Genomic DNA, 26,813 nt, shown 5'->3' on the forward strand with positions numbered 1-26,813 from the left:
ATGAAACACGATCTGGACAAAGCTCTGGGCGGGATCTCGGGGATTCTCGTGACCCCCTACGATGACAAGGGCGACATCGCGCCCGCCAAACTTGAACCGATACTCGATCGGGCGCTGGAGGCAGGTGTGCACATGCCGGTCGTCAACGGCAATACCGGCGAATTCTACGCGCTGACCACCGACGAGGCCTGCACCATGGTGGCCGAGGTATCCCAGCTGATCGGCGACCGCGCACCGCTTCTGGCGGGCGTGGGGCGCGGGATCAAGGATGCCTGCCGTCTGGCCGAAGCCTCCGCCAAGGCAGGCGCCTCGGCGCTGATGGTGCACCAGCCGCCAGACCCGTTCGTCTCGCCACGCGGCACGGTGGACTATGTGCGTCAGGTCTCGGAGGCCTCGGGCGGGCTTCCCCTGATGCTCTATCTGCGCAATGATGCGATCGGCACCGATGGCATCAAGGCGCTGTGCGACCTGCCGGGCGTGAAGGGTGTGAAATGGGCCACGCCCAACCCGATGAAAATGGCCGCGGCCATCGAGGCCTGCGATCCGTCGATCACATGGGTCTGCGGTTTGGCCGAAGTCTGGGCACCGCCGCTCTATGCGCTCGGGGCCCGCGGCTTCACCTCCGGGCTCATCAATATCTGGCCCGAGCGCTCGATGGCGATCCATGCCGCTTTGGAGGCAGGCGATTACCCCAAGGCCAATGCGCTGATCAACGAGATGAAGCCCTTCGAGGACATCCGTGCCGAAGAACTGAACGGGACCAATGTCACGGGCGTGAAGGCGGCGCTGCAGGCTCTGGGGCGCGATTGCGGCCCGACCCGCGCGCCCTCCGCATGGCCCCTGACCGAGACACAACAGGCCAAGATGCGTGGCTTCCTCAGCGCCAACGGCCTTCTTTAACTCTAGCCACCAAAGGAGAATTCCAATGGACGGACAAGCAGTCTTCAAACCCCATGGCCGCCACCTGATCGCGGGCGAGTGGGTCGCCACCGAAAACACTTTCACTTCCGAGCCGGCCCACGGCCCCGCGCATGAGTTCAGCACCGGCACCGTCGAGCTGGTCGATCAGGCCTGCAAAGCCGCCGAAGAGGCGTTCTGGACCTATGCCTACCTGACCCGCGAGGAGCGCGCCACGTTCCTCGACACCATCGCCGACGAGATCAATGCCCGCGGTGATGCGGTTACCGAGATCGGCACGCAGGAAACCGGGCTGCCCGCAGGCCGCCTCGAGGGCGAGCGGGGCCGGACCACTGGCCAGCTGAAGATGTTTGCCGAGCATATCCGCAAGGGCGACTATCTCGATATCCGCCACGATAAGGCCCTGCCCGACCGCCAGCCGCTGCCGCGCCCCGATCTGCGCCTGATCCAGCGTCCGATCGGTCCGGTGGCCGTCTTCGGCGCCTCGAACTTCCCGCTGGCATTCTCGACCGCAGGTGGGGATACCGCCGCGGCACTGGCCGCAGGCTGCCCCGTTGTGGTCAAGGGCCACTCGGCGCATCCGGGCACCGGCGAGATCATCGCAGAGGCGATCCTAGCCGCCGTCGAGAAATGTGGCCTGCCCAAAGGCGTCTTCAGCCTGATCCAGGGCGGCAACCGTCAGGTGGGCTCGGCGCTGGTGCAGCATCCCGACATCAAGGCCGTGGGCTTCACCGGCTCGCTTGGTGGGGGCCGTGCGCTCTTCGACCTCTGCGCCCAACGTCCCGAGCCGATCCCCTTCTTCGGCGAGCTGGGCTCGGTCAACCCGATGTTCGTCCTGCCCGAGGCCGCAAAAGCCCGTGGCGAGGCGATCGGCACCGGCTGGGCGGGCTCGCTCACCATGGGCGCGGGCCAGTTCTGCACCAATCCCGGTATTGCCGTGGTGGAAAAGGGCGCTGATGGCGATGCGTTTGTCGCCGCTGCCGTCAAGGCGCTGAAGGAAGTCGGCCCGCAGATCATGCTGACCGAAGGCATCGCCAAAACCTATCGCGATGGCCAGTCGCGCTTCGAGGGCCGCAATGCCGTGCGTCCGCTGGTCGAGAACGAGAATGCGGGCCGCGAAGCCAAGCCCCTTCTCTTCGAGACCGATGCCGAGACCTATCTGCAGGATCACGCTTTGGGCGAAGAGGTCTTCGGGCCGCTGGGTCTGGTGGTGCGCGTGGATAGCGCCGAGGAGATGCTGGGCCTTGCCCGCGGCTTCGAGGGGCAACTGACCGCGACCATGCAGCTTGATGCGGGCGATGCCGCCCTTGGCCGCCGTCTGCTGCCGATCCTCGAGCGCAAGGCGGGCCGTGTCATGGCGAACGGCTTCCCGACCGGCGTCGAGGTCTGCGATGCGATGGTCCATGGCGGCCCCTATCCGGCCTCGACCAATTTCGGCGCAACCTCGGTGGGCACGATGTCGATCCGCCGCTTCCTGCGCCCTGTCTGCTTCCAGAACATCCCCGAGGGCGTCCTGCCCGAAGATCTGGACCTCTGAGATCTCTTGCGGGGCGGCGTAGAGGAGGAGCCACGCCGCCCCGCACCATCATCCGAACCTGAGGAGGAGCAAGGATGACCCACCCTACCCGTAGAACGGCCCTGACCGGAGGCCTGAGCCTTGCGGCAACGCTGATGACAAGCCGCGCATTTGCCGGCGACTGGAGCCCGTCGCTGCGTTATCCGGATCCGGCAGTCGAGATCCTCGACCCCGAATTTTCCAAATGCCGTATTTTCAATTCGTCCGTCGAACGTCTGGCGACCGGCTTCGGCTGGATGGAAGGCCCCGTCTGGGTGGCTGACGGGCGCTATCTTCTGGTCAGCGATATTCCCAATAACCGACTGATCCGCTGGGACGAGGTCACCGGGCAGGCCTCGACATTCCGTCAGCCTTCCGGCTGGTCGAATGGCAATGCGCGCGATCTCGAAGGACGGCTGATCACCTGCGAAGGCGGTATGCGTCGCGTGACCCGCACCGAGCATGACGGCACGATCACTGTTCTGGCAGGCAGTTACGAGGGCAAGAAACTCAATTCGCCCAATGATCTGGCCGTGAGCGCCGATGGCAGTGTCTGGTTTACCGACCCGCCGTTCCAGATCTCGAATTACTACGAGGGCGAGAAGGCCGAGCAGGAACAACCCCATCACGGCGTCTACCGGATTGCGCCCGACGGCTCCCTCAGCCTCGCACTCTCCGATCTGCAGGGCCCCAACGGCATCACCTTCGCGCCGGGAGGCACGGTTGTCTATATCGTCGAGGGCCGTGCCAAGCCGGATCGTCTTGTCTGGGCCTATGACCTTCAGGACGGAACGCTTGCAAACAAGCGGCTCCATATCACCGCACTCACCGCAGGGGCGCTGGATGGCATCGCCTGTGACGAGGATGGAAACCTGTGGTGCGGCTGGGGCAGCACCGGAGGCGAGGGTGGCAATTCGGAAGCACAGGACGGGGTGATGGTCTTCAACCCCTCGGGCAAGCCCATCGGCCATATCCACCTGCCCGAACGCTGCGCCAATCTCTGTTTCGGCGGCACATACGGCAACCGCCTGTTCATGGCCTCGAGCCATTCGATCTACGCCGTCTACGTGAATACACGGTCGGCCCAACCGCTTTAAGCATCTTCCGGAAAGGAACCCAATCATGAAAGAAGAAACCCGTGAGAAACTGATGGGCGTCTCGGTGGCCACCCTTGCCACGGCGCTTTTCAAGCGCGGCCTGCGCAATCAGGTCATCCAGGGCGTGCATCCGGTCGGCTGGAAGGGCAAGAACATGGTGGGGCCCGCCTTCACCCTGCGCTACATGCCCGCGCGCGAGGACCGCAACCCGATCACCTGCTTCCGCAACGCCGATCACCCGCAGCGCGTCGCCATCGAAAGCTGCCCTCCCGGATCGGTTCTGGTGATGGATAGCCGCAAGCAGGCCGCTGCAGCCTCGGCCGGTGACATCCTGATCACCCGCCTGATGATGCGCGGTGGCGTCGGCGTAGTCACCGATGGCGGCTTCCGTGACGCAGCCACGATCGCGGATCTCGAGATCGCGGCCTATCACACCCGCCCCTCGAGCCCGACCAACCTCACCAATAACGAGGCAATCGGCATCAACGAGCCGATCGGCTGCGGCGATGCGCCGGTCTTCCCGGGCGACATCATCGTGGGTGATGCGGATTGCGTCATCGTGATCCCCGCAGATATCGCCGACGAGATTGCCGATGAGGCCGTCGAGATGACCGCCTATGAGGATTTCGTGGTCGAGCGTGTGAAAGAGGGCGAGACGATCATCGGTCTCTATCCCTGCACCAAGGATCAGCATCAGGCCGATTTCAAGGTCTGGCGCGAGAAGAACGGTCGCTAAAACGCCCCTTACGTTTTAGTGCGTTAGCCCCCCTGCATCTCCTTGGATGTAGGGGGGTGTCTTTGTTTTACAGGGTAAAATCGCGGACATGGTCGGGCAGTTCCACCCCCTCGCGGTTGCGCGGGTCAGGGATCGGCTCCCCCACCTGCATATGGACCGGAATGACACCCGCCCAGATCGGCAGATCGTAATCGGCCTCCTCGTCGACCGGAGCGCCGGTGCGGATCTTGGCGCTGGCCTCTCTGATCTCCATCCCCAGAACCATGGTGGCTTTCAGATCCTGCGCATGGTCGGGGCGCAGGATGTCATAGCGTCCGGAGAAGAGGCTGTTGACGAAATTGCCCAGCTTGCGGTGTTTCTCGGCATCATCCTCGACCTTGAAGGCGCGGCCATAAAGCGTGACCGAGCGCGAGTTGACAGAATGGTGCATGCCCGAGCGCGCCATCACGAACCCGTCCAGAATGGCCACATTGAGACAGACCTCCATATCGCGCGAATTTTTCAGCGCCCGCGAAGCCGCAGAGCCGTGCCAATAGATATGGTTGCCCTCGCGCCATTGGAGCGTGGGCGTCACAAACGGCTTGCCGTCGATCACATAGCCTACCGAACACATCGGCTGCGCATCCAGGATGGCATTGACCGTCTCGCGGTCGAAATGCCCGCGGGTATGGCTGCGCCGCAGGCGGGTGCGGTCGGTGACGGGGAGGGTCTCTGACATGGTATTGGTCCAATCTGCTACTTGCACCAGTCCTTCTCGCCGCATATTGGTTATAGATAAATGACCAATTCAGACAATTCACACCAGTCCAATCTGCAGCGCGACCTGTTCGGGCTGAGCCTCGATGCCGCCGCCCGCGACACGCTTCAGAGCCAGCTTATGGACGGGCTGCGGCGCAAGGTGTTGAGCTCTGCGCAATATTGCGGGCTCAGGCTGCCTGCCAGCCGTGTGCTGGCGGCCGAGCTGTCGGTCTCGCGGATGACGGTGCAGATGGTCTATGACCAGCTGGTGGCCGAAGGCTATCTGGTGACACGGCGCGGTGCGGGAACCTTTGTGGCGCAGGATCTGCCGCATCTGGCGCGCGTCGAGGTGCACGCGCCGCCACAGCCTCCCGCACCCCGTGCATGGCCTCCTTTCCAGACCTCGCTCCCCGATCTGTCGCTGATGCCCCATGCGCAATGGGCGCGCCATCTGGACCAATCCTGGCGCAACCCCGAGCCCGCCCTTCTGGCGCGGCCCGATCCGTTCGGCTGGTATCCCCTGCGCGCGGCGATTGCCGATCATCTGGGCGCATGGCGCCAGCTCGCCTGCCGCCCCGAACAGGTGGTGATCACCTCGGGCGCGCGCGAGGCTTTCGAGATCATCTTCCGCGGGCTCCTGCCCGAGGAAACCTGCGCCGCCATAGAAGACCCCGGTTGGCCGCGGATGCGCCATGCGCTCATCGCCGCCGGCAGCCGCCCCCTGCCCTGCCGCATTGATGTCGAGGGCTTCGACAGCCGCCTGATCCCGCCGCAGGCCCGCGCGGTCATCGTGACCCCCTCGCGCCATTACCCGACGGGGCGCAGCCTCGGCCTGCCGCGCAGGATGGCCCTTCTGGACTGGGCTCAGCGCAGCGGCGGGCTGGTCATCGAGGATGATTACGACAGCGAGTTCCGCTATCGGGGCCAGCCCCTGCCCACGCTGGCGGGGCTGGATGGCAAAAGGGTGGTCTATCTGGGTAGCTTCTCGAAACTCCTCAACGCGCAGATGCGGCTGGGCTATATGGTCCTGCCGGAGGCGCGGGTGCCCGAGGCCCGCGCCCATCTGGGCCGTCTTGGCGCACAGGCCTCGCTCACGCCGCAACCCGCGCTGGCACGGCTGATGCAATCGGGCGAGTTCGGTGCCCATCTGCGGCGGATGCGCAGGGTCTATGCCCGTAGGCAGGCGCATCTTCTGGCCGCGCTGGCTCCGGTGGCCGATCTTGTGGAACTGGCCCCCGATATGGGTGGAATGCATCTATGTGTGCCCCTGAAACCTGCATTGGCCAAGGTCGTAACCGACCGCGCGATCTGCGCCGAGGCCACCGGCCAAGGCCTGGCAATCGGCGCGCTGTCCACGCATTGCCAGCTGCCTGATCCTCTTTCAGGATTGCTTCTGGGCTATGCCGGCTTCGATGAGGACACCCTGTCGGAGGCCGCAATCCGTCTGGGCCATATCCTTCGGGCAGCCTCTCTCAACGGCTTGTGACCTGCACGCCCTTTCCGTGCGCGCCCACACCCTTATCTACTCTCCTGAACATGAAGAAGGGGTTCAGGATGGATCTGCACGGATATACCCGAGGCGCAGAAGTGATCAAGGTCGCAGGCGATAGCCCGAAGATCGAAATGACTTCGGGCATACACTATGCGCAGATCAAACATGCCAGAGGCTTCCGCCAGTTGCGGATGTCGGTGATCCGCGAGGCTGAGGCCCGAAACCGTCCCGCCATTCTCTATTTTCCGGGCGGTGGCTTCACCAGCGCCGATCACGACAAATATCTGCAGATGCGTATGGCGCTGGCGCAGGCTGGCTTCGTGGTGGCAGCGGCCGAATACCGCACTGTGCCCGATGTTTTTCCGGCCCAGGCCGAGGATGCGAAAGCCGCGATCCGCTTCCTGCGCGCCCATGCCGAGACGTTCGGGATCGATCCCTCCCGCATCGGCGTGATGGGCGACAGTGCGGGCGGCTATATGGCGCAGCTGGCCGCGACCGTGACCGGCGCGGAATATGAACGCGGCGACTATCTCGACCAGCCTTCGGACGTGCAGGCTGCCGTCACGCTTTACGGCATTTCGGACCTGTCGGATATCGGCGCCGGACTGCCGCGAGAGGCGGCCGCAAGCCATGCCTCGCCCGCGGTGACGGAGGCGCTGATCGTCAATGGCCCCGCTTTCGGCCCGTCACTCGGTGCCACCGTGCAGGACACCCCCGAAAAGACCCGCGCGGCCAGCCCCATCGGTCATGTCGGCCCCCATTCCCCGCCCTTCCTGATCCTGCATGGAAGCGCCGACAGGCTGGTCTCGCCCGAACAGAGCGCCAAGCTCTACCGTGCGCTCGGATCGCACGGGATCGCGGCACGCTATTTTCTGGTCGAAGGTGCGGGGCATGGCGACAGCCCCTGGTATCAGCCGGACATCATCGCCCGCGTCACGCGGTTCTTCTGCGAGACATTGCGGCGCGGGGATTAATCCCTGAGGTGGCTGGTTGGCAAGGCCGTGGTATATTTCACCTGGTCGAGCGCGAAGCTCGACCAGATATTCGCGACACCGGGGATCTGGGTGAGGAAATTCATCACCAGATCCTGATAGCGGAAGAGATCCTCCACCACGACCCGAAGCATGAAATCCTCCGAGCCGGTCATCAGGTAGCACTCCATGATCTCGGGCCGGTCGCGGATCGCATCGGTGAAGGTCTTCAGCGTCTTCTTCTCCTGCTTCTCCAGCGTCACATGCACGAAGACATTGACCATCAGCCCGAGGCTGACCGGATCGACCAGCGCCACCGAGCCACGGATCACGCCTTTCTCGCGCATCTCCGCCACCCGCCGCCAGCAGGGCGAGGCCGATAGATGGGCGCGCTCGGCCAGCTCGGCATTGCTGAGTTCGCTATCTTGCTGCAGCGCATCCAGAATGCGCAGGCTGGCCTGGTCCAGATCGGCGGGTTTCCGGTTCAACTTTTCTCTCACTGGCGCAATTCGGGTCAGATTTACCGATAGCATCGCAAAATCCGAAAACAAAAACGCATTTCACCGCGCGGGTTCCGCAAGAATGGGGGCAGACAGATCCATTCGAGACACAGCATGCTTACCCTCACCGCTCCCCGGTTTTTCCACACCCATCCGATGGCCCGCACCGGCACCGTTCTGTCGGTGATGGTGCTTTTATGGGGGCTCAGCTGGCCCGCCACCCAGATCGCGCTGATGCAGATTCCGCCGCTCTGGCTGGCCGCGTTCCGGTTCGGCTCGGCGGCATTGTGCCTGTTTGCCTTCGTCGGGCTGAAAGGCGGGCTGAAACTGCCCGCACGCGCCGATCTTCCGATCGTGCTCAGCATGGGGCTCTTACAGATGACCACCTTCACCGGTCTGGGCATGATCGCGATGACGGTCACCGACACAAGCCATGCGGTGCTTCTGGCCTATACAACCCCGCTCTGGACGCTGCTTCTGGGTTGGGCAGCCTTTGGCCAGCGTCCCGACCGCGGGCAGATGCTGGCGCTTGCGCTGGGGCTTTTCGGGATCGCGCTGGTCTGCTCACCACTCGAGACCGATTGGAGCCAGCCCGGTGCCTTTATGGGCGCGGGCTTCCTGCTGGTCGGAGCCGTCGCATGGTCGGGGGTCATCTTGCATGTGAAACGCCACAAATGGCAGGGCTCTGCCCTGTCGCTCGCGCCATGGCAGATGGCGCTGGCCACGCTGTGCCTCGGCGGGGCGGCCCTCATGATCGAAGGTCCTTCCTCCCGCATCCGCTGGAGCGGTGAACTGGCTGCTATGCTGGTCTTCATCGGCCCTGTCGCCACCTCGCTCTGCTTTGTGGTCGCCGCCGAATATGGGCGCCGGATCTCGGCGTTCGCGATGTCGAATTTCACGCTGGGCGTGCCGCTGATCGGGATCGCGGCATCGGTGCTCCTCCTGTCAAACCATCTGTCGGGCATCTTCCTCGCGGGGCTTACGATGGTTTTTTGCGGCATGGCGCTGGCCGCCCGCACCGCAGGACGCAGCGGCCCTTCTCACCCCCCTGTGATGGACCGATGCAAAAGCTAGGTGACAATGTCACCGTCTCCGGTCATGCCTTTGCCTATTGAGGAGAAAACGCCATAGCCGGAGCGAGTTACCCATGTATGACCTATTCCATTATGCGCTTGGAGGGCTGTCGGGCGCGCTGGTCGGACTTGTGCTGGGCCTTGTAGGCGGCGGCGGCTCGATCCTTGCCGTGCCATTGATGGTCTATGTGGCGGGCGTCGCGAACCCGCATGTGGCGATCGGCACCTCGGCATTGGCGGTGGCGGTGAGCTCCGCAGCCAATCTGGCTCTCCATGCCCGTGCCCATACCGTCAAATGGCGCTGCGGTATGATCTATGCAGGCGCGGGGATTCTGGGCGCGTTCGGCGGATCGAGTTTCGGCAAATCCGTCAACGGCCACCAGCTTCTTTTTCTCTTCGCGCTGGTGATGATCGTGGTGGGTGTGTTGATGCTGAAAAACCGCAAGGCCGAGGGCCTGGCCGGTGCCCAATGCGGGCGACACAATGTGGCCAAGGTCGCGGGATACGGTCTGGGCACTGGCGCGTTTTCCGGCATTTTCGGGATCGGCGGCGGCTTTCTGATCGTTCCGGGGCTGATGGCCGCAACCCAGATGCCGGTGATCAATGCGGTCGGCACGAGCCTCGTGGCGGTGACCGCCTTCGGTCTGACCACGGCGCTCAATTACGCGGCATCCGGACTTGTTGCATGGGGGATCGCAGCCACCTTCATCGCGGGCGGCGTCATCGGGGGGCTGGCAGGCACCGGCCTTGCGCGCCGGTTATCGGGCAAGGGCGCGCTGACATCGGTCTTCGCGTCCCTGATTTTCGTGGTGGCAACCTATATGCTTTACGAAAGCTGGAGCTCGTTCTGAGCCAAAGGCGCAAACAATTTACTGCCGTCCTGAAGCCGCCCCTCAGGCGTTGCCGGGTCCAGTCTTGATGTGGCCGGTATCTGGATCACGATGCAGCGGTGCGCGCCGCCCCCTCAATAAGCGGGACGTTTTGCAACCCAGCCTGCCATCTGCTCATAAGCATGGCCGATCCGCAGGAGCATCGCCTCGTCGAAAGGCCGCCCCACGAATTGGGCCGAAAGCGGCAATCCGTTTGCACCAAAGCCCGCAGGCAGCACAAGCGCGGGATGGCCCGTGCCGTTGAAAGCACTGGTCAGCGGAGCCTGTTTGCGCCACGGCAGGTCATCGACCTCCGCGACAAGAGGCGCAGGCCCGCCCATCGGCGAACACAGGATCGCATTCGCGCCGGTGAGCACCTTGGTCACCTCGGCGCTCAGGATCGGGCGCAGCCGCTGGGCGGTGACATAGTGACCGCCGGTGGCAAAGGCGCCCATCATCAACCGCTCGCGGGTGGTGCGGCCATACTCCTCGGGACGCTCGCGCAGATCCTTGCCATGGATCGACACGCCTTCGGCCTGAATGATCGCCCATGTCATCGCATCCAGAAGCTCGCGTTCGGGCAGGCTGACCTCGATGATCCGCGCGCCAAGTGCCTCGAGCACGGCCTCCACCGCGTCAAGCGCCGCCATCTGTTCCGGTCCCACACCGGCCAGCGCGTCGAATTCGCGGGCACGACCGATGGTCAGCCCTTTCAGATCGCCCGACAGACCGGCGCTGTAATCGGGCACCGGCTGGCGGCTCGAGGCCGCATCATTTGCGTCGTGGCCCGCAAGCGCCTGCATTGCAAGCGCGCAATCGGCCACGGTGCGGGTCAGCGGGCCGGCATGGTCCATACTGAACGACAGCGGCACGATCCCGCGGCGCGAGACGCGGCCATAGGTGGGCTTCAGCCCCACGATCCCGTTGCAGGCCGCAGGCAGCCGGATCGAGCCGCCGGTATCGGTGCCCATCGCGAGGCCCACCATGCCCGAGGCCACCGCAACCCCCGAGCCCGAGGACGAGCCACCCGCAAAATGCCCGGTATTCCACGCGTTCTTCGCATTGGGGAAGGGCAGCAGATCGGTCGGACCGCCACGGGCGAATTCATGGGTCGAGAGCTTGCCCAGAAACACCATACCTGCCGCATCAAGCCGGTCGGCGGCATCACTATTCTCTTCCGCCATATGATCGAGACGCAGTTTGGAATGTGCGGTCGTGCGCATCCCCGCCACATCGTAGATATCCTTGAGCGCATAGGGGATGCCGGTCAGCGGCCCCGCCTCGCCCCGCGCGATCCGCAGATCGGCATTGAGAGCTGCGGCCCGGGCGCGCGGCTCGGCCAACGCGATGAAAGCATGCAGCTTGGAGTCCAGCGCCCCGATCCGGCCAAGCGCCTGCTCCAGCAGCTCGACCGCCGAGATCCGGCGCGCCTGCAGATCGGCCGAGGCCTGCGTGAGATCGGGCATCGCCTCGGGAAGCCGCGTCAGGGTGGTGTTGGACATCAGGCCTTCTCCACGGATGCGACCACAGGTGCAGGCGTCCAGACGGGGCCCGGTTCGAGGTGCTGCGGAAGGGCGGCATCGAGGCGGGCCATCAGCGCGCGATAGGCTTTGAAGCTTTCGAACATCACGGCGTCCCGCTCGGGCTCGATGACAAACTTATGGAGCGCGAGGGCTGTTTCATACTCACGCCGCAAAGCCTCATCTCGGGACATATCTTCGGGTGGGGGAGCGGCAGTCTGGGGCATTGTCTATCCTTCTGGGAGCCTGACAGACTGGGGGACTGACAGGAAAGCGCATCTGCGCCCCCACCCTCTCGTGGTGAACCTGCTGATACAAATGAGAAAATCTCATCCTTGCAAGAACCTTGATTGTAGCGGTGCCAGATGTCGAGCGCAAAGTGGATTCGCGCTTTTCCCGCATGATGATGACTTAAAATTAATCGTTTGATCAAATCCATGCGTAAGCAACAGGCAGCTGATGGCTATCCCGCGTTTTGGCCGCTCCATCCCTTCCCGCCCGATCACAAGCCCGCTTAGCGTGCTTGCAGAAGGTCAGCCCAATTGACCCGCCCCATCCGGTCCGCGCCGCGCGCATCCGACAATCAAAGAAGCCACGCTTCGATCGGGCACTATCGGCCCGTCAACAGAGAGGAAGATTCCCTTGCTTAAACGTCGTTCCCTTTTGAAACTCGCCGGTTCCGCGCTGGCGCTTTCTGCCGTGGCGCCCTGGACCGGAGCCGTTATGGCCCAGACGGCAGGCGGTGGCGGGACGCTGCGCATCGGGATGACGGCGGCGGATATTCCGCTGACCACCGGCCAGACCGATCAGGGCGGCGAAGGCATGCGCTTCATGGGCTATACGGTCTATGATGCACTGATCAACTGGGACCTGACCTCGGCCGACAAGCCCTCGGGCCTGATCCCGGGTCTGGCGACCGAATGGACGACCGACGATACCGACAAGACCAAATGGACCTTCAAGCTGCGCGAGGGCGTGAAATTTCATGACGGGTCCGAGTTCAACGCCGATGCGGTCGTGTGGAACCTCGACAAGCTTCTGGATAGCGAGTGCGCGCAATATGATCCGCGCCAATCGGCACAGGGCAAATCGCGGATTCCGGCTGTTGCGAGCTATAAGGTCATCGACCCGATGACGGTGGAGATCACCACCAAGGAACCCGACGCGACCCTGCCCTACCAGCTGGCATGGATCGTCTATTCGTCGCCCGCAAACTGGGAAGCGCAGGGCAAGGACTGGGAAAAGGTCGCCTATCAGCCCTCGGGCACGGGCCCGTGGAAGCTGGCAAGTTTCGCGCCCCGCGAACGCGCCGAGCTGGTGCCGAACCCCGATTACTGGGACAATACCCGCATGGCCCAGCTCGATAAGCTGATCCTGATCCCGCTGCCCGAGCCGAATGCCCGCTCGGCGGCGCTGATGTCGGGGCAGGTCGACTGGATCGAGGCGCCCTCGCCCGACACGATCCCCGCGATGCAGGCCAATGGTTTCACCATTTCCTCGAACGCCTACCCGCATAACTGGACATGGCACCTCTCGCGCCTCGAGAACAGCCCGTGGAACGATATCCGTGTGCGCAAGGCCGCCAACCTCGCCATCGACCGCGCAGGGCTAAAGCAGCTTCTGGGCGGGCTGATGATCGAGGCCAAGGGCTTCCTGCCGCCCTCCTCGCAATGGTTCGGCAACCCGACCTTCGAGGTGAAATACGACCCCGAGGCGGCCAAGGCGCTCCTGAAAGAGGCGGGCTTCGATGACACCAACCGCGTGAAGCTGAAGGCGCTGATCTCGCCCTCGGGCTCGGGCCAGATGCTGCCCTTGCCGATGAACGAATATATGCAGCAGAACCTCGCGGATGTGGGGATCGATGTCGAGTTTGTCGTGGTCGAGTGGAACCAGATGATCAACCTGTGGCGGGCGGGTGCTGCCGATCCGGGCTGTCAGGGAGCGCAGTCGATCAATTTCAGCTATTTCACCCAAGACCCCTTCACCGGTCTGATCCGTCACCTGTCCTCGGCACTGATCGCGCCCAACGGCACCAATTGGGGCCATTACAGCGACCCCGAGATGGATGCGCTCTTCTCCGAGATCCGCACCACCTTCGACAGTGCCGCGCAGGATGATGTGCTGCGCAAGACGCATGAGAAATTCGTCAACGAGGCGCTGTTCCTGATGGTGGCCCATGATGTGGCCCCCCGCGCGATGAAACCCACCGTGACGGGCTTCGTGCAGGCGCAGAACTGGTTCCAGAACTTCTCCAGCATCACCATGAAATCGGCCTGACCGATGCTGCGCCCCTGCGGGGGCGCAGCCCAGCCTTTGCGTGTTGTGCCAAGGCTTTCCTAATGAAAGACCCCAGCCATGTTCAGCTATATCCTCCGCAGGCTTTTGCTTGTGATCCCCGTGGCCTTCGGTGTGTCGGTGATCTGTTTCCTTCTGGTGCAGATCGCGCCGGGTGACCCGCTGACCTCGATCATGCCGGCAGAGGCCACAGCCGAGGAACAGGCCGCGATGCGCGCTGCCTATGGGCTCGATAAGCCGCTTCCGGTGCAATATGCGATCTGGGCGGCGAAGCTGGTGCATGGTGATATGGGCAATTCCATCGCCTCCGGACGTCCCGTGGCCTCCGAGGTCTTCGGCGCGGTGAAGAACTCGCTCCTGCTGGCGGTTGCGGCGGCGATCATCGCCTTTCCCATCGGCACAATTCTGGGCTTCACGGCGGGTTATTTCCGCGACACTTGGGTGGACCGGCTGGTGACGGGGGTCGCGATTGCCGGTGTCTCGGTGCCCAATTACTGGCTGGGGATCGTGCTGGTGATCATCTTCTCGGTCACGCTGGGCTGGCTGCCGGCAATTGGCGCAGGCCCCGGGGGCTCGCAGCACTGGGCGTGGGATTTCGAGCATATCCGCTATCTTATCCTGCCCGCCATCACGCTCTCGGTGGTGCCGATCGGGATCATCGCACGCACCATCCGCGCGCTCGCCGGTGACATCCTGTCGATGGAATTCGTGCAGGCGCTCTATGCCAAGGGGATGAGCCGTGGCGATGTGCTGTGCCATGTGGCGCGCAATGCCGCCGCCACCGCGCTCTCGGTGATGGGCCTGCAGATCGCGCAGCTCTTGGGCGGCTCGATCCTGATCGAGACTGTCTTCAACTGGCCGGGCTCGGGGTTCCTTCTGTCAAACGCGATCTTCCAGCAGGATCTGCCGCTGTTGCAGGGCACCATCCTTGTACTGGCGATGTTCTTCGTGATTTCAAACCTTGTGGTGGATGTGGCGCAGGCCGCGATCGACCCGCGTATCAAAAGGGGCTGATCCATGAGCCTTGCCGAAAGCGCCTCCGATATCGCCCCCGTCTCCACCAAGGGCAATGGCTACTGGGCGGGCGTGCTGCGCCGCCTGCGCCGTGATCCCGTATCCGTCGTCTGCCTCGCCGTCATTCTGGCGCTGATCCTCGCGGCAGTGCTTGCGCCATGGCTGGGGCTGCAGGATCCGTATAAAGGTTCGATGATCGCACGCCTCAAACCCATCGGCACCGAGGGCCATCTGCTTGGCACCGACGAACAGGGCCGCGATATGCTGGCACGCCTGATCTATGGCGGACGGCTCTCGCTGTTCATGGGGCTGGTGCCGGTGGTGCTGGCCTTCTTCATAGGCGGCGCTCTGGGGGTGACCGCAGGCTATGCGGGCGGGCGCGTGAACACCGCCATCATGCGGGTGGTCGATGTGTTCTTTGCCTTCCCCTCGGTGCTCTTGGCCATCGCCATCTCGGGCTCGCTGGGCGCGGGCGTGACAAACAGCCTCGTCTCGCTCACCATCGTTTTCATCCCGCCGATCACCCGTGTGGCCGAAGCGGTGACCTCCGGTGTGCGCTCGCTCGACTATATCGATGCGGCCCGCGCCACGGGCGCCAGCGCGCTCACCGTGATCCGCGTGCATGTGCTGGGCAATGTGCTCTCGCCAATCTTCGTCTACGCAACCTCGCTGACCAGCGTCTGCATGATCCTCGCGGCGGGGCTGTCGTTCCTCGGGATCGGGGTAAAGCCGCCGCAGGCCGAATGGGGGCTGATGCTGAACACGCTCCGCTCGGCCATCTATATCAACCCGTGGCTCTCGGCCCTGCCCGGCGTCATGATCTTTGTGACCTCGCTCTGCCTGAACCTGCTGAGCGACGGGCTAAGGAGTGCGATGAATGTCCGTGATTGATTTCGTAGAAAACACGGGCACCGACCCGCATGCCCTACCCGACCGTGGCGGTCCGCAACAGGCGCTGATGACGGTGAAGGACCTGCGCAAGCATTTCCCGATCAAGGGCGGCGTGCTCGGCCGGACCCAAGCCCATGTGCAAGCCGTCGATGGCGTCTCCTTCGAGGTCCGCAAGGGCGAGACGCTGGGCATCGTGGGCGAATCCGGTTGCGGCAAATCCACCACTGCGCGTCTCCTGATCGGCCTCACGCCCAAGGACGCGGGCGAGATCATCTTCGATGGCGATGGCCTTGGCGAAGGGCTATCGCTGCGCGATCTGCGGCGCGGGGTGCAGATGGTGTTCCAGGACAGCTATGCCTCGCTCAATCCGCGCATGACGATTGCCGATAGCGTGGCTTTCGGTGCGCGTCAGGCGGGGATCAAGGACCCGATGTCCAAGGCGCAGGAGATGATGCACCGTGTGGGGCTCGACCCTGCGCGCTTTGCCGGTCGCTATCCGCATGAACTGTCGGGCGGGCAGCGCCAGCGGGTGAATATCGCGCGGGCCTTGGCGATGGCCCCGCGTCTGGTGATCCTCGACGAGGCGGTCTCGGCGCTCGACAAATCGGTCGAGGCGCAGGTGCTCAACCTCCTTTCGGATCTGCGGCGCGATCTGGGCCTGACCTATATTTTCATCAGCCATGACCTCAATGTGGTGCGCTATATCTCGGACCGCGTCCTGGTGATGTATCTGGGCGAGGTGGTCGAGGTGGCGCCGGTGGACCGGCTCTATACCAATCAGGCCCATCCCTATACGCGCTCGCTGTTTTCCGCGATGCCCTCGATGGATCCCGAAAACCGCACCGAGGCCCCGCCCCTTGCGGGCGATCCGCCCAATCCGATCAACCCGCCCTCGGGCTGCCGCTTCCATACGCGCTGCGCCTTTGCCGAGACGATCTGCGCGAAAAAGGTGCCCGCGCTGGCACCGATGAAAGACGCGCCCGACCATCTGGCCGCCTGCCATCTGCTGGATGTGCATTCGGGCCATTCGAAAGCCGGCACATGGGAGGCTGCGGAATGAAGGATCTTGCGGACAAGACCGCGCTTGTGGATATCGAGGCGCTGAATGTGCGCTTCAGGACCGACAGGACCATCCATGCGATCACCGATCTCAGCTTACGGCTCGAACAGGGGGAGACGCTGGCGCTTTTAGGGGAATCCGGATCGGGAAAATCGGTGACGCTGCGCACGCTCTTGCAGCTTCTGCCGCCCAAGCGGACCCAGATCGAGGGCGGGATCTCGGTCAACGGGCAGGATGTGGGCGCGCTAAAGGGCCGTGCGCTACAAGCCTTCCGCGGGCAGGATGTGTCGATGATCTTCCAGGACCCCGGCCTGGCGCTGGACCCCGTTTACACAGTGGGCGCGCAGATCGCCGAGGCCGTGCGCCGCCACAAGAAAGTGTCCAAACCCGAGGCGCGCGAGATCGCGCTCGATATGCTCAAGCGCGTGCGCATCCCCTCGCCCGAGCGGCGGATGTCGAACTACCCTCATGAGCTGTCAGGGGGGATGCGCCAGCGGGTGATGATCGCGCTGGCACTGGCCTGCCGCCCCAAACTGCTTCTGGCCGACGAGCCCACCACGGCGCTCGATGCCACGGTGCAGATCCAGATCCTGCTGCTGTTGCGCGAATTGCAGCGGGATTTCGATATGGGCGTGATTTTCGTGACCCACGATATCGGCGTGGCGGTCGAGGTCAGCGAGCGGATCGCGGTGATGTATGCGGGCGAGATCGTCGAGGAAGGCACGACGCTCGAGGTCATCAAGAACCCGCGCCATCCCTATACCCAAGGTCTGCTGGCGGCCAATCTGCATGATGTGGAAAAGGGCACGCGCCTCCATGCCATTCCGGGGGCACCGCCCGCACTCGAGGCGCGGCCCTCAGCCTGCTCCTTCGCGCCGCGCTGTCCGCGTGCGCGCGCCGAATGCCATGCCGCGCGTCCGCCGGTCGTGGAGCTCGGCCCCCGCAGACGCGTGGCCTGTGTGCTGGCAGACGGCGGTCTAGCCGCCTGCTAGCAGGCGGACCATGTGGCGGATGGCAGCGGGGATCGGGGCAATGATCGGCAGCCCCGTCTCGGCCTCCAGCCGCTGCGCCACCTGCGCCAAGGGTCCGCCGCCTATGATGACCGCCTCCGCGCCCTTTGCCGCCTCCGCCTCGGCCGCGCGTTTGAGGGCCTCAAAAAGCGCCTGCGGATCGGCGGTCAGAACAAAGGGATCGCCTCCGGTATAGCTGATCCCGCTCAGCTGCGCGGCCCTTCCCGATGCGGCAACCCGCGCACGGATGGCCGCATCGAGCGCGGGCGTTGTGGTGGCAATCCCGAAACGCCGTCCGTCACGCCCCGCCTCCAGAAAACTCGCCTCGCCGATCCCCGTAACGGGGCCGTCATGCTGCGCGCGGAGCCTGTCCATTGCCGGATCACCAAAGGCCGAGACGATGATCCCCGCACGGGGCGGCAACGCCTCGGCCATCGCCAGAACCTGTGCCTCGCAGGCGGTGAGGGTCTCCGGCGTGGTCAGCATCGCGGGGCCGGTGCTGGCCGTGCGTCCCTCGAGGGCAATCGCCCGATCCCCGAGCATCCCCTGCCCGATATGAACCATCCGGGCCGTTGTGACAGTCGAGCTGTTGGGGTTGATCATCACAACAAGCGGCTTGTCCATGAGGGCGCTCCGGCAGGGGTTTCGGCCAGCAGCCTAGCTGCCCGAAACCCCGCATGCCAGATCACATGAGGTCGCTTGCAGCAATAATCTCGGCGTCGAGATCCGTAGCCAGCGCGGCTACGGTCTCGGGCCCAGCATCGCGCCCCTTACTATCGAGGATCGTGCAGATCACGCCCAAGGGCGCGAGCCCCGCATCACCCAGAAGACGGAGCGCGATATCGGCCTGCCCGTCCGCGCAGCCATTGGGCACCTGCGGGAAGACATGGCCCGGGCTGACCACCGCATCGGGCGCGCCGGTTGTGGCCGCCGCAATCGTGCAGGCACGGTCCTTGGCCGAGATGCCCGTGGAGATCCCGATAGTCGCCTCGATCGACTGGGTATAGAGCGGCGCGTTGCGGCCCCCGCGTTGGGGCTGCAGCTCCAGCCCCAGACCCTGCGCATGCTCGAGCGGCATCACCATACCCACAAGGCCACGCGCATCGCGGGCCATGATGTTGATCCAGTTTGCATCGGCGTCATGCGCGGCAATCAGCACGAAGGCCCCGCCCTGACAGCCGGTGACGATCACGGGGCGCGAGGCGGCCAATGCACGAGTGGCAGCGAGCCCTGCAGGGGCGGGAGGTGCGGTGATAATCATGCGGTCAACTCGTGGAATTTGCGCCCGAAATAGGCGGAAGCGGGAGAGGTTGCATCCGAGCGCGCCTCGACGACCTGACAGAAGATCACCTCATGGGTGCCCACCACCTGTCGCGCAGAGACCTTGCAATCAAAGGTCGCGACTGTCTCGTCGAGGACCGGCGCGCCGGTCCTGGCACTCTTGCGCCATGCCACATCGGCAAAGCGCTCCTGCATCGGGGTCTTGCCGCCGAAGAGCATGGCGATCTCGGCATGTTTCGGGCCGACCGTGTTGACGCAGATACTGTCGTTTTGCAGGAAGGCGGGGGCGGCCGAGCTGGAGCGGTTCACGCAGACCAGAAGCGTCGGCGGCTCGTCGGTCACCGAACAGACGGCGGTCGCGGTGAAGCCTGCGCGCCCTCCGGGACCATCGGTGGTGACGATATTGACCGCCCCCACAAGGCAGGACATCCCGTCACGGAAGGATTGCTTGTCGGCCAGCTCGATGATCGGCAGGTCGGTTGCGGCTGGACTATCGGCCAAATCGGACATTACGGTTCTTTCTGTCTTATGTCTTCGGGAGGGGTTTAGGAAAAGGCGAGATCGGCCTGGAACACTTCGGTCGCCAGTCTGGCGATGTTCAGCAGGCGGCGGTCGGTATAGCGCTGGCCGATGAAGGAGACGCCAAGTGGCAGGCCGGCGGGAGATTGCAGACCGGGCACCGACACGACCGGCACATGCAGGAGCGTCCAGAAGGAATTCATGATGGCATCACCGGTATGCGCCTGCCCGAGGGGCGGCTCGCCGGTGGCGGAGGGGGCGATGACCGCATCGAACCCGTCCATGATCTCGTCAAAGACGGCGCGAGCGGTATCGGCCTCGGTATAGGCGCGGCGCAGCTCGGCGGCAGTCAGCCCGCCACGGGTCGCGACCATCGTGCGGAACTGCTCGTGCAGCGCCTCGCCCTGCGCCATCGCCTCGTTGAGGAAAGACGTGCTACCCTCGCGCGCGAGAATCTTGCCATGGGTCGCGGGGAGCGTGTCGAAACTGCGCGGCAGCTCGAAGGAGATCACCTCCGCCCCTTCCAGCCGTAACCGCTTGGCCGCCTCGTCCAATGCCTCGCGCATGGGCGCGTCGACCCTGTCCCAGACGGGTGTCCTGCACAGGCCGATCCGTAGTCCGCTGAGGCTGGAGACGGGCGGTGCGGGGTCGAGGCGGTAAACCTCGGCCAGCGCCTCCAGATCCTCGGCATGGCGGGCGTAGAAACCGACCGTGTCGAGCGTGACCGAGAACTGCTTCAGCCCCTCGCGAGAGATGGCATGCCACGAGGGCTTCCAGCCCCAGACCCCGCAATAGGAGGCGGGCCGGATGGTCGAGCCGCCGGTCTGTGTGCCGATGGCCACCGAACAGAACCCTGCCGCAACCGCCGCGGCCGACCCCGAGGACGAGCCACCCGGAGAACGCGCGGGATCGCGCGGATTACGGGTCTTGCCGCCGCGGGCGGTGGCGGCGAATTCGGTGGTGACCGTCTTGCCGAGAATCAGCGCGCCCGCCTGCCGGAGCACATCGACGCAAGGCGCATCCCACCCCGTCCGCACTCCTTCGTAGCGGGCATTGGCAAAGCCCGTGGGCATATCCTTCGTGGCAATCACATCCTTCACAGCGACCGTCAGGCCGCTCAACGGACCTTTGGGCGCGCCATCCAGCCGGTCCGCCTCGCGCCGGATATCGGCGGGTGACAGATGTGAGAATGCCCCGATCCGCGGCTCGCCCAGCGAGATCAGATCAAGACAATCCTCGGCGATATCGCGGATCAGACGCGATCCGCTTGCCACATCTTCGGTTACGGTCATCAGGCTCAACGGGTCTCGGGACATGGGACATTTCCTCCAAAGCGTGGAGCCAGTGAACCACGTCGGGCACGGTATGCGGGAACGACCATTTGTCAGCGCTGGCCTGAAATATTCTTCAACACGTCCCTCTCCCTCGAGCTGGGTGATCAGAGCGCATGCACCATCCGGCTGCTGGACACCGCCTCGACGATCCAGTCGCGAAACTGGCGCATGGCGTCGTTCTGCGTGGTCTTCCACGAGGAGAGCAGATAATAGGGGCTGCGCTCGGGATAGCATTCCGCCGCCATGACCAGCTCGCCATTATCGATGAACTGCTCGACCAGAAGCGAGCGGCCCAGCAACAATCCCACACCCGCGCGGGCCGCCTCGATCGCGGTGCCTGCCTGATTGAAGCGGGGGCCATTCATCACATCGGGTCGCTGGATGCCGTATTCCTCGAGATAGCGCGACCAGTCGGGATAGTTCCCCTCATACCCCAGATGCGAGCGGTCCACATGGATCAGCGGTGCATTGGCCAGAAGCTTTGCCGGATCATTGCCATGGCGGCGCGCCAATTCGGGCGTGCAGACAGGCAGGTTCTCTTCTTCCATCAGCGGCTCGATCTTCCAGTCGAGATGGCTCTGCCAGTTGCAGATCCGCAGGTCCGAGTCCTGCGTCTCGGCTTCCTTGCGGCTGATGAAGGTATGCAGGCACAAATCGATCTCGGGAACACTTTCAATGAACTTGCGCAACCGTGGCATCAGCCAGAAGGAGGCAAACGAGGTCGAGGCCCCCACTGTCAACCGCGCATGGAGGTTTTCCTGCGTTCCCCCGAGGGTGCGCACGGAATCGTCGATCAGATCCAGCGCCTGCGAGATCTTGGACAATGTCGCGCTCGACTCGCTCGTGAGATAGATCCGGCTATTTCTGCGCAAGAACAGTTCGGTCTGCAGGAAATCCTCCAGCAGCTTGATCTGGTGACTGACCGCGGTGGGAGTTACGCAAAGTTCCTCGGCCGCCTTAGCCACCGATGCATGACGCGCAACGGCTTCGAAGGCACGGATCGCATTGAGTGGAACTCTTTTGCGCATGATCGGATCCTTTAATAAGCATCGGTTTCAAATCTTTTCCCATCAAATATCTGTGCATATGTCCGCACAATAAGAACAACCGTATATTGTCGACAAAATATGGTTGGCCGCGTAATTACGCAGTTTTTCAGGTGTAGCGGCTCAATTCAGGGCAGAGTCAGCTTTGCCTACACGCGGTTTCCATCGGCCGCAGCATGTTTCGGGGGTCTGTTGCATCGGGTCATATCGGCACTCTTGAACCCGAGGCCTGAAAGCGCCGCTACATCGCTTTTTCCGGTCAAGCCCGACACTCACGGCGACACTCTTCCTAGCCTCCGCCCCCCGCGCGCCGCATAGAAGTTCTCGCATCGATGGACGGAAGGGTCCATGACCAGAGATCGGCAGGAGCAAAATACGATGGCCCCGCGAGAGACGGTCTGCGGGGCCATCAGAGACACTCTGTATTATGCGCGCACTGTTTCTACCTGCTGACCAAGATCGGCGATCAGATCCTCGGACCATGCAGGCCCTACGATCTGCACCGAATAAGGGAGGCCCTCGGCCTCATGGCCCGGCAGGCTGAGCGCGGGCAGCCCCAGAAGATTGAGCGGGCGGGTGTATTTTCCCATAGACCCGATCAGCGAGGCCATTTTCGGATCGGCGCTGATATTGACCGCATCGGCCATGGGCGGCAGGCCGATAAGTGTCGGCAGAATGAACAGATCAACCTTACCGAATACCTCTTGGTTCACCTGCTGCTGCGCCTTCAGCCGGATCTGCATCGCCCGCACATAGGCATAGCCCGGCATCGCCTCGGCCTGCAGAAGCCGCGAGCGGACTTGCGGGCCGTAGCGCTCCGCGGCGACGGCCAGACGGTCGGCATGGACGGCGGCTGCCTCCGACATCGCAATCACATTGGACGCCTCCCCCAGCGTATCAAGGAGTGAGAGATCGAGGTCCACGACCCCATGCCCAAGATCCTGCAGGAGCGCTTTCAACCGGCGCAAGCCCTCGGCCATCTCTGGTGCGATCCCCGCCGTATAGGCACTGGCATCAAACCCGATCCGCAGCTTTTGCGGGCTGCGGGCATAGGCGCGGGGCGCGGGCCGGTCCGCGCAGACCGGATCGATCCCGTCGGCGCCCGAAATGATTGACAGCACAAGACGCGCCTCGGCGACACTTGCGGCCAGTGGTCCCACGCAATCGAGCGTATAGCTGAGCGGCATCACCCCGGTCACCGGCACGCGGCCCTTGGTGGGTTTGAAGCCCACCACCCCGCAACAAGCCGCAGGCAGACGGATCGAGCCGCCCGTATCGGAGCCCAAAGCCGCGCGCACGAGGCCCGCGGCAATCGCCGCTCCCGACCCCGAGGACGAGCCGCCCGGCACGGCCCCCGGAATACGCGGGTTGCGCGCCACACCCCAATGAGCGTTCTGCCCCGTGGGCGACATGGCGAATTCCGACATCGTGAGCCGTCCCAGATCGACTTGGCCCGCCGCATCGAGCCGCGCCAGAACGGTCGAAGTGCCTGTCGCCGCACGCGCCGCATCGGGATGGGCGCCAAAGCCTGTCACCTGCCCCGCACGGTCGAACATATCCTTATGCGCCAGCGTCACACCATGCAGCGGCCCCATGGCCTGCCCCCTTGCCGCGAGCACATCACAGGTCCGCGCCTGCGCGAGGGCGGCCTCGGGCTCGGTGCGCACGAAGATTGTGTCTTCGGTCTGCGCGAGTTTCAGGGCGGCTCGGGTAACCGCTTCCGCATCACCGGCCTCGAGCCGTGCGCCCATCTGCTGCGCGATTGTCTGCGCGGTCATAGCGCCCCCCCTTGCGGATCCACCGCGACCAGAGCGGTCTGAGCACCCTCGGGCTGCTGGCGGATCAGCGGGTGGTCCATAACCCCCTGCCGGAGCCTTTCGCGCTCGATATCCTGAAGCGCCTGCTCCTCTGGCGAGGCTGGGCGGCCGATCAATTGCAGATTTGGGGATGGCATGAAAGCTCCGCTTATATGACACTGGTCCGACAGAAGAGGATGGCAGGTCTATTGACCCTGCCGATTGTCCGTACTTATGAAGATTATTTTTGGCATCGGGGTCAAGGGGAAGAGATGGCGCTGAAATTCGAGGAAACCGCACCGCTCTATCAGCAGCTCGCACGGCATCTGCACGGCGAAATCAGCGCCGGCACCTATCCGGTGGGCTCGCTCCTGCCGACAGAAACCGAACTGGCGGCAGGTTTCGGGGTGTCGCGCCAGACCGTACGTCAGGCGATCGGCGAGCTACGCCAGCGCGGGCTTCTATCGGCGCGCAAGGGCGTGGGCACCCGGGTCGAGGAGCCGCCCTCCGACTGGCGCGCACGATTCTCTGCGAACTCGCGTGCCGAGCTCTTCGACTTTGCGCGCGAAACGATCTGGCAGATTTCCGAACGCGCCGAGGTCACCGCGCGCGGAGCCTTAGCCACCGAGATGGGGGTGCGTTCGGGGAAGAGGTTCTATCATATTGCAGGCAAAAGATATAATCAGGGCGAGGAGACGGTCCTGTGCTATAACGAGGCCTATATCTCGCCCAGCCACAAACCGGTCCTCGACGGTCATGACAGCCTCAATATCGCGCTTTTCACCCTGATCGAGGCTGCGGGTGGCGACCGTGTAAAAGAGATCCGGCAGGATATCCGCGCGGTGCCTATGAGCGAGGAGATCGCCACCCATCTGGGTTATCCGGCGGGCAGCTATTGCGTGAAGATGACGCGGCGCTATTACGGCTCGGGGCGCAGGCTTCTGGAATATGCGGTGCAATATTATCCGGCCGAGAAATTCTCCTATTCCTCGACGCTGTCCTCGACCTGAACGGGGCGCATGGGGGCCGGCCTGCGCTCCATCGCAGGCCTGTTATCCGGGTGGCTGAGTTTTTTGAACCGAGCCCCTCAAAATTATGCTTTAGTCAAGAGCGCCTCCTCCTGCCAAGGTACGGACAAAGTCATACCAACAGGAGAATTTCCATGGATATCGGCGTCTTCACCCCGATCAACAACAATGGCTGGCTCATCTCGAAGACCTCGCCGCAATACATGCCCAGCTTCGAGCTGAACAAGCAGATCGTGCAGAAGGCCGAAAGCTATGGCTTCGATTTTGCCCTGTCGATGATCAAGCTGCGCGGGTTCGGCGGCGAGAGCGAGTTCTGGGATCACGGTCTGGAAAGCTTCACGCTGATGGCGGGGCTTGCCGCCGTGACCACGAAGATCAAGCTCTTCGCCTCCTCCGCCATCCTGACCCTGCCGCCGGCGATCGTGGCGCGTATGGCCAGCACCGTCGATTCCATCGCGCCGGGCCGGTTCGGGATCAATATCGTGACCGGCTGGGCGCCGTCGGAATATACCCAGATGGGGATCTGGCCGGGCAACGAGTATTTCGGCTACCGCTATGACTATGCGACCGAATATGTGAGGGTCCTGAAAGAGCTGTGGGAAACCGGCTCCTCCGATTTCAAGGGCGAGTATTTCACCATGGACGATTGTAAGATGTCGCCGGCCCCCTCGGCCCCGATAGAGATTGTGGCCGCAGGCCAGTCGCCGCGCGGGATGGAGTTCTCGTCGAACTACACCAACTATTCCTTCGTGAACGGCCTTGGCATCAATACGCCCAAAGCCTTTGCCCCCACCTGCGAGCGCCTGTTGGAAGCCGCCGAGAAGACCGGCCGCGATGTCGGAGCCTATATCCTGATGATGGTGATTTCGGACGAGACCGACGAGAAGGCCATGGCCAAATGGAAGCTCTATCATGACGGCGCCGATATGGAAGCACTGGCCTATATGGGCGTCGAGGGGGCCAAGGACAGCTTTGCCGGCGAGAACTCCACCGCAGCCCATATCAACCTTCCCGAGGGCGCGGTGAATTTCAATATGGGCACGATCGTAGGCTCTTACGAAAGCTGTGCGCGGATGCTCGACGAGGCGGCCTCGGTGCCGGGTGTGAAAGGGCTGATGCTGACCTTCGATGATTTCCTCGAAGGGCTCGATATGTTCGGCCAGAAGATCCAGCCGTTGATGGAATGCCGACAGGACGTTCTGGAAGCTGCTGAGTAAAGCGCTGATGTAAATACATTTTCCCTATTGGGCTGTCGTATTCGCCATGGCGGGAAATCATCACGCAGGCGATTGACCGAAATCGGACCGGACCAAAACGACCGCATATATTTCTATGCGGTCGTTTTCATATTTGCGCTCGGTTTCGTTGTATAGATTTTTCGAAATATCATTATGGGACTGCATCAGCGTGGTGACGTGTAATCTAAAAAACAACGCTGGTGGAAGGAACTCGAGCAGACGGATGCAGGAGCGTAATAAACCATCCTGCCGCTATCAGGCTACGGAACCAGAACGGTGCGGTCGCGCCAAATCGGCCTGTATCGCCCTGAGTGAACGGATATGTGGAGAGCGTCAACGCCAGATCATGTAGGGAATTGCACGATGGAAAGGTCTGCTAGTCGCGCTTAAGAAGGTTCAGATCCCGAGCTGAACGCTGACGCCAGCATTGCAATACGGTCCACTTGCGCAGTTCTCCGCGATACCGTGCTCCAGCGCCGGAAAGCATCGTGCCCTTAGACCAACGACCGCCATGCACTGACTTTCAAACCGGACCACTCAAGTGAGACGGATCACGACCGCGACCCCAACCTCGCTCCGATCGTGTCCCACGGGGTGGTGTAGCTCAGGTGGCCATCGGGTTTCTTAGTAAGGTCGGGTTGCTAGACTCAATCTGATCCAAGGATGACACCCGATGACCAAACCTATGATGGACCTTCGCGCGCTTGTCGAACAGAGCGGCGATGCAGATTTACTGCGTGAGATGATTGGCTTTGCCGCCGAGCGACTAATGGAGCTCGAGGTTGGCGCCAAGACCGGCGCGGACTATGGCGAGAAGAGTGCCGAACGACTG

At 63.4% G+C, this 26,813-nt stretch carries 26 protein-coding genes and 1 pseudogene; 16 read left to right on the forward strand and 11 right to left on the reverse strand.

Translation table 11 applies throughout. The annotated features are described in order from the left end of the window. From VSX56_RS06035 to VSX56_RS06050, 4 genes are all read left to right on the forward strand, one after another. The gene (locus VSX56_RS06035) at positions 1-900 is read left to right on the forward strand and encodes a dihydrodipicolinate synthase family protein (protein WP_349295717.1); all 900 of its coding nucleotides are present in this window, start codon (positions 1-3) and stop codon (positions 898-900) included. Positions 901-925: 25 nt separating this feature from the next. After that, the gene (locus VSX56_RS06040) at positions 926-2,455 is read left to right on the forward strand and encodes an aldehyde dehydrogenase (NADP(+)) (protein WP_350935594.1); all 1,530 of its coding nucleotides are present in this window, start codon (positions 926-928) and stop codon (positions 2,453-2,455) included. A gap of 74 nt (positions 2,456-2,529) precedes the next feature. Beyond that, the gene (locus tag VSX56_RS06045; protein ID WP_350935596.1) at positions 2,530-3,570 is read left to right on the forward strand and encodes an SMP-30/gluconolactonase/LRE family protein; all 1,041 of its coding nucleotides are present in this window, start codon (positions 2,530-2,532) and stop codon (positions 3,568-3,570) included. A gap of 25 nt (positions 3,571-3,595) precedes the next feature. Further along, on the forward strand, positions 3,596-4,306 hold the full coding sequence (locus tag VSX56_RS06050) for a ribonuclease activity regulator RraA (protein ID WP_339114985.1): 711 nt from the start codon (positions 3,596-3,598) through the stop codon (positions 4,304-4,306). A 67-nt stretch (positions 4,307-4,373) separates the two neighbouring features. On the opposite strand, the gene VSX56_RS06055 is transcribed toward VSX56_RS06050, so the two are convergent. Continuing rightward, on the reverse strand, positions 4,374-5,024 hold the full coding sequence (locus VSX56_RS06055) for a pyridoxamine 5'-phosphate oxidase family protein (RefSeq protein WP_350935599.1): 651 nt from the start codon (positions 5,022-5,024) through the stop codon (positions 4,374-4,376). A 60-nt stretch (positions 5,025-5,084) separates the two neighbouring features. Here VSX56_RS06055 and pdxR point away from each other — a divergent pair, with 60 nt between their 5' ends. Next, the gene (gene pdxR / locus VSX56_RS06060; RefSeq protein WP_350935601.1) at positions 5,085-6,530 is read left to right on the forward strand and encodes a MocR-like pyridoxine biosynthesis transcription factor PdxR; all 1,446 of its coding nucleotides are present in this window, start codon (positions 5,085-5,087) and stop codon (positions 6,528-6,530) included. 68 nt (positions 6,531-6,598) lie between these two features. Further along, positions 6,599-7,510, forward strand: coding sequence for an alpha/beta hydrolase fold domain-containing protein (locus tag VSX56_RS06065; protein WP_350935603.1), 912 nt, complete (start codon positions 6,599-6,601; stop codon positions 7,508-7,510). Here VSX56_RS06065 and VSX56_RS06070 read toward each other — a convergent pair. Then, positions 7,507-7,995: an Lrp/AsnC family transcriptional regulator gene (locus tag VSX56_RS06070; RefSeq protein WP_350935605.1), complete on the reverse strand. Its 489-nt coding sequence runs from the start codon at positions 7,993-7,995 to the stop codon at positions 7,507-7,509. The two genes, VSX56_RS06065 and VSX56_RS06070, sit on opposite strands and share 4 nt — an antisense overlap. Positions 7,996-8,121: 126 nt before the next feature. Here VSX56_RS06070 and VSX56_RS06075 point away from each other — a divergent pair, with 126 nt between their 5' ends. Next, positions 8,122-9,081: a DMT family transporter gene (locus VSX56_RS06075; RefSeq protein ID WP_350935607.1), complete on the forward strand. Its 960-nt coding sequence runs from the start codon at positions 8,122-8,124 to the stop codon at positions 9,079-9,081. Between the two features lie 73 nt (positions 9,082-9,154). Further along, the gene (locus tag VSX56_RS06080) at positions 9,155-9,931 is read left to right on the forward strand and encodes a sulfite exporter TauE/SafE family protein (protein WP_350935609.1); all 777 of its coding nucleotides are present in this window, start codon (positions 9,155-9,157) and stop codon (positions 9,929-9,931) included. Positions 9,932-10,044: 113 nt separating this feature from the next. Here the strand turns inward: VSX56_RS06080 and VSX56_RS06085 are convergent, their stop codons facing one another. Together VSX56_RS06085 and VSX56_RS06090 are read right to left on the reverse strand one after the other, a co-directional pair. Next, on the reverse strand, positions 10,045-11,451 hold the full coding sequence (locus VSX56_RS06085) for an amidase (RefSeq protein WP_350935612.1): 1,407 nt from the start codon (positions 11,449-11,451) through the stop codon (positions 10,045-10,047). Then, positions 11,451-11,696, reverse strand: a complete 246-nt coding sequence (locus VSX56_RS06090; RefSeq protein ID WP_339114977.1) for a hypothetical protein — start codon at positions 11,694-11,696, stop codon at positions 11,451-11,453. The genes VSX56_RS06085 and VSX56_RS06090 overlap by 1 nt, the downstream gene beginning before the upstream one ends. 415 nt (positions 11,697-12,111) lie before the next feature. On the opposite strand from VSX56_RS06090, the gene VSX56_RS06095 reads away from it, so the two are divergent. From VSX56_RS06095 to VSX56_RS06115, 5 genes are all read left to right on the forward strand, one after another. Continuing rightward, positions 12,112-13,746: an ABC transporter substrate-binding protein gene (locus VSX56_RS06095; RefSeq protein ID WP_350935614.1), complete on the forward strand. Its 1,635-nt coding sequence runs from the start codon at positions 12,112-12,114 to the stop codon at positions 13,744-13,746. Between the two features lie 78 nt (positions 13,747-13,824). Next, a complete protein-coding gene (locus tag VSX56_RS06100) occupies positions 13,825-14,778 on the forward strand; it encodes an ABC transporter permease (protein WP_339114976.1) in 954 nt (317 codons plus the stop codon). Positions 14,779-14,781: 3 nt separating this feature from the next. Beyond that, positions 14,782-15,669: an ABC transporter permease gene (locus VSX56_RS06105; protein ID WP_339114975.1), complete on the forward strand. Its 888-nt coding sequence runs from the start codon at positions 14,782-14,784 to the stop codon at positions 15,667-15,669. Then, complete coding sequence (locus VSX56_RS06110; protein ID WP_350935617.1) at positions 15,656-16,729, forward strand: ABC transporter ATP-binding protein; 1,074 nt, start codon at positions 15,656-15,658, stop codon at positions 16,727-16,729. The genes VSX56_RS06105 and VSX56_RS06110 overlap by 14 nt, the downstream gene beginning before the upstream one ends. Further along, positions 16,726-17,721: an ABC transporter ATP-binding protein gene (locus VSX56_RS06115; RefSeq protein WP_350935619.1), complete on the forward strand. Its 996-nt coding sequence runs from the start codon at positions 16,726-16,728 to the stop codon at positions 17,719-17,721. Before VSX56_RS06110 ends, VSX56_RS06115 begins: the two co-directional genes overlap by 4 nt. Here VSX56_RS06115 and VSX56_RS06120 read toward each other — a convergent pair. From VSX56_RS06120 to VSX56_RS06150, 7 genes are all read right to left on the reverse strand, one after another. After that, positions 17,707-18,363 (reverse strand): aspartate/glutamate racemase family protein, encoded by a 657-nt coding sequence (locus tag VSX56_RS06120; RefSeq protein ID WP_339114972.1) that lies wholly within the window; start codon positions 18,361-18,363, stop codon positions 17,707-17,709. The two genes, VSX56_RS06115 and VSX56_RS06120, sit on opposite strands and share 15 nt — an antisense overlap. Positions 18,364-18,424: 61 nt before the next feature. Beyond that, the gene (locus VSX56_RS06125; RefSeq protein ID WP_350935621.1) at positions 18,425-19,000 is read right to left on the reverse strand and encodes a 3,4-dihydroxy-2-butanone-4-phosphate synthase; all 576 of its coding nucleotides are present in this window, start codon (positions 18,998-19,000) and stop codon (positions 18,425-18,427) included. After that, positions 18,997-19,530, reverse strand: a complete 534-nt coding sequence (locus tag VSX56_RS06130; RefSeq protein WP_350935623.1) for a flavin reductase — start codon at positions 19,528-19,530, stop codon at positions 18,997-18,999. Before VSX56_RS06130 ends, VSX56_RS06125 begins: the two co-directional genes overlap by 4 nt. A 35-nt stretch (positions 19,531-19,565) precedes the next feature. After that, on the reverse strand, positions 19,566-20,855 hold the full coding sequence (locus VSX56_RS06135; RefSeq protein ID WP_350935625.1) for an amidase: 1,290 nt from the start codon (positions 20,853-20,855) through the stop codon (positions 19,566-19,568). Positions 20,856-20,977: 122 nt separating this feature from the next. Continuing rightward, positions 20,978-21,901: a LysR substrate-binding domain-containing protein gene (locus VSX56_RS06140; RefSeq protein ID WP_350935627.1), complete on the reverse strand. Its 924-nt coding sequence runs from the start codon at positions 21,899-21,901 to the stop codon at positions 20,978-20,980. A 443-nt stretch (positions 21,902-22,344) separates the two neighbouring features. After that, on the reverse strand, positions 22,345-23,697 hold the full coding sequence (locus tag VSX56_RS06145) for an amidase (RefSeq protein ID WP_350935629.1): 1,353 nt from the start codon (positions 23,695-23,697) through the stop codon (positions 22,345-22,347). Continuing rightward, on the reverse strand, positions 23,694-23,873 hold the full coding sequence (locus VSX56_RS06150) for a hypothetical protein (protein WP_339114966.1): 180 nt from the start codon (positions 23,871-23,873) through the stop codon (positions 23,694-23,696). The genes VSX56_RS06145 and VSX56_RS06150 overlap by 4 nt, the downstream gene beginning before the upstream one ends. A 114-nt stretch (positions 23,874-23,987) precedes the next feature. Here VSX56_RS06150 and VSX56_RS06155 point away from each other — a divergent pair, with 114 nt between their 5' ends. The 3 genes and pseudogenes from VSX56_RS06155 to VSX56_RS06165 all read left to right on the forward strand — a co-directional run. Beyond that, on the forward strand, positions 23,988-24,725 hold the full coding sequence (locus VSX56_RS06155; RefSeq protein WP_339114965.1) for a GntR family transcriptional regulator: 738 nt from the start codon (positions 23,988-23,990) through the stop codon (positions 24,723-24,725). A 152-nt stretch (positions 24,726-24,877) separates the two neighbouring features. Next, on the forward strand, positions 24,878-25,960 hold the full coding sequence (rutA, locus tag VSX56_RS06160) for a pyrimidine utilization protein A (RefSeq protein WP_349295700.1): 1,083 nt from the start codon (positions 24,878-24,880) through the stop codon (positions 25,958-25,960). Positions 25,961-26,654: 694 nt separating this feature from the next. Then, a pseudogene (locus VSX56_RS06165) lies at positions 26,655-26,813 on the forward strand (IS256 family transposase); the annotation flags it as partial.

This window comes from Thioclava kandeliae, assembly GCF_040297545.1.
GTDB classification, from domain to species: domain Bacteria; phylum Pseudomonadota; class Alphaproteobacteria; order Rhodobacterales; family Rhodobacteraceae; genus Thioclava; species Thioclava kandeliae.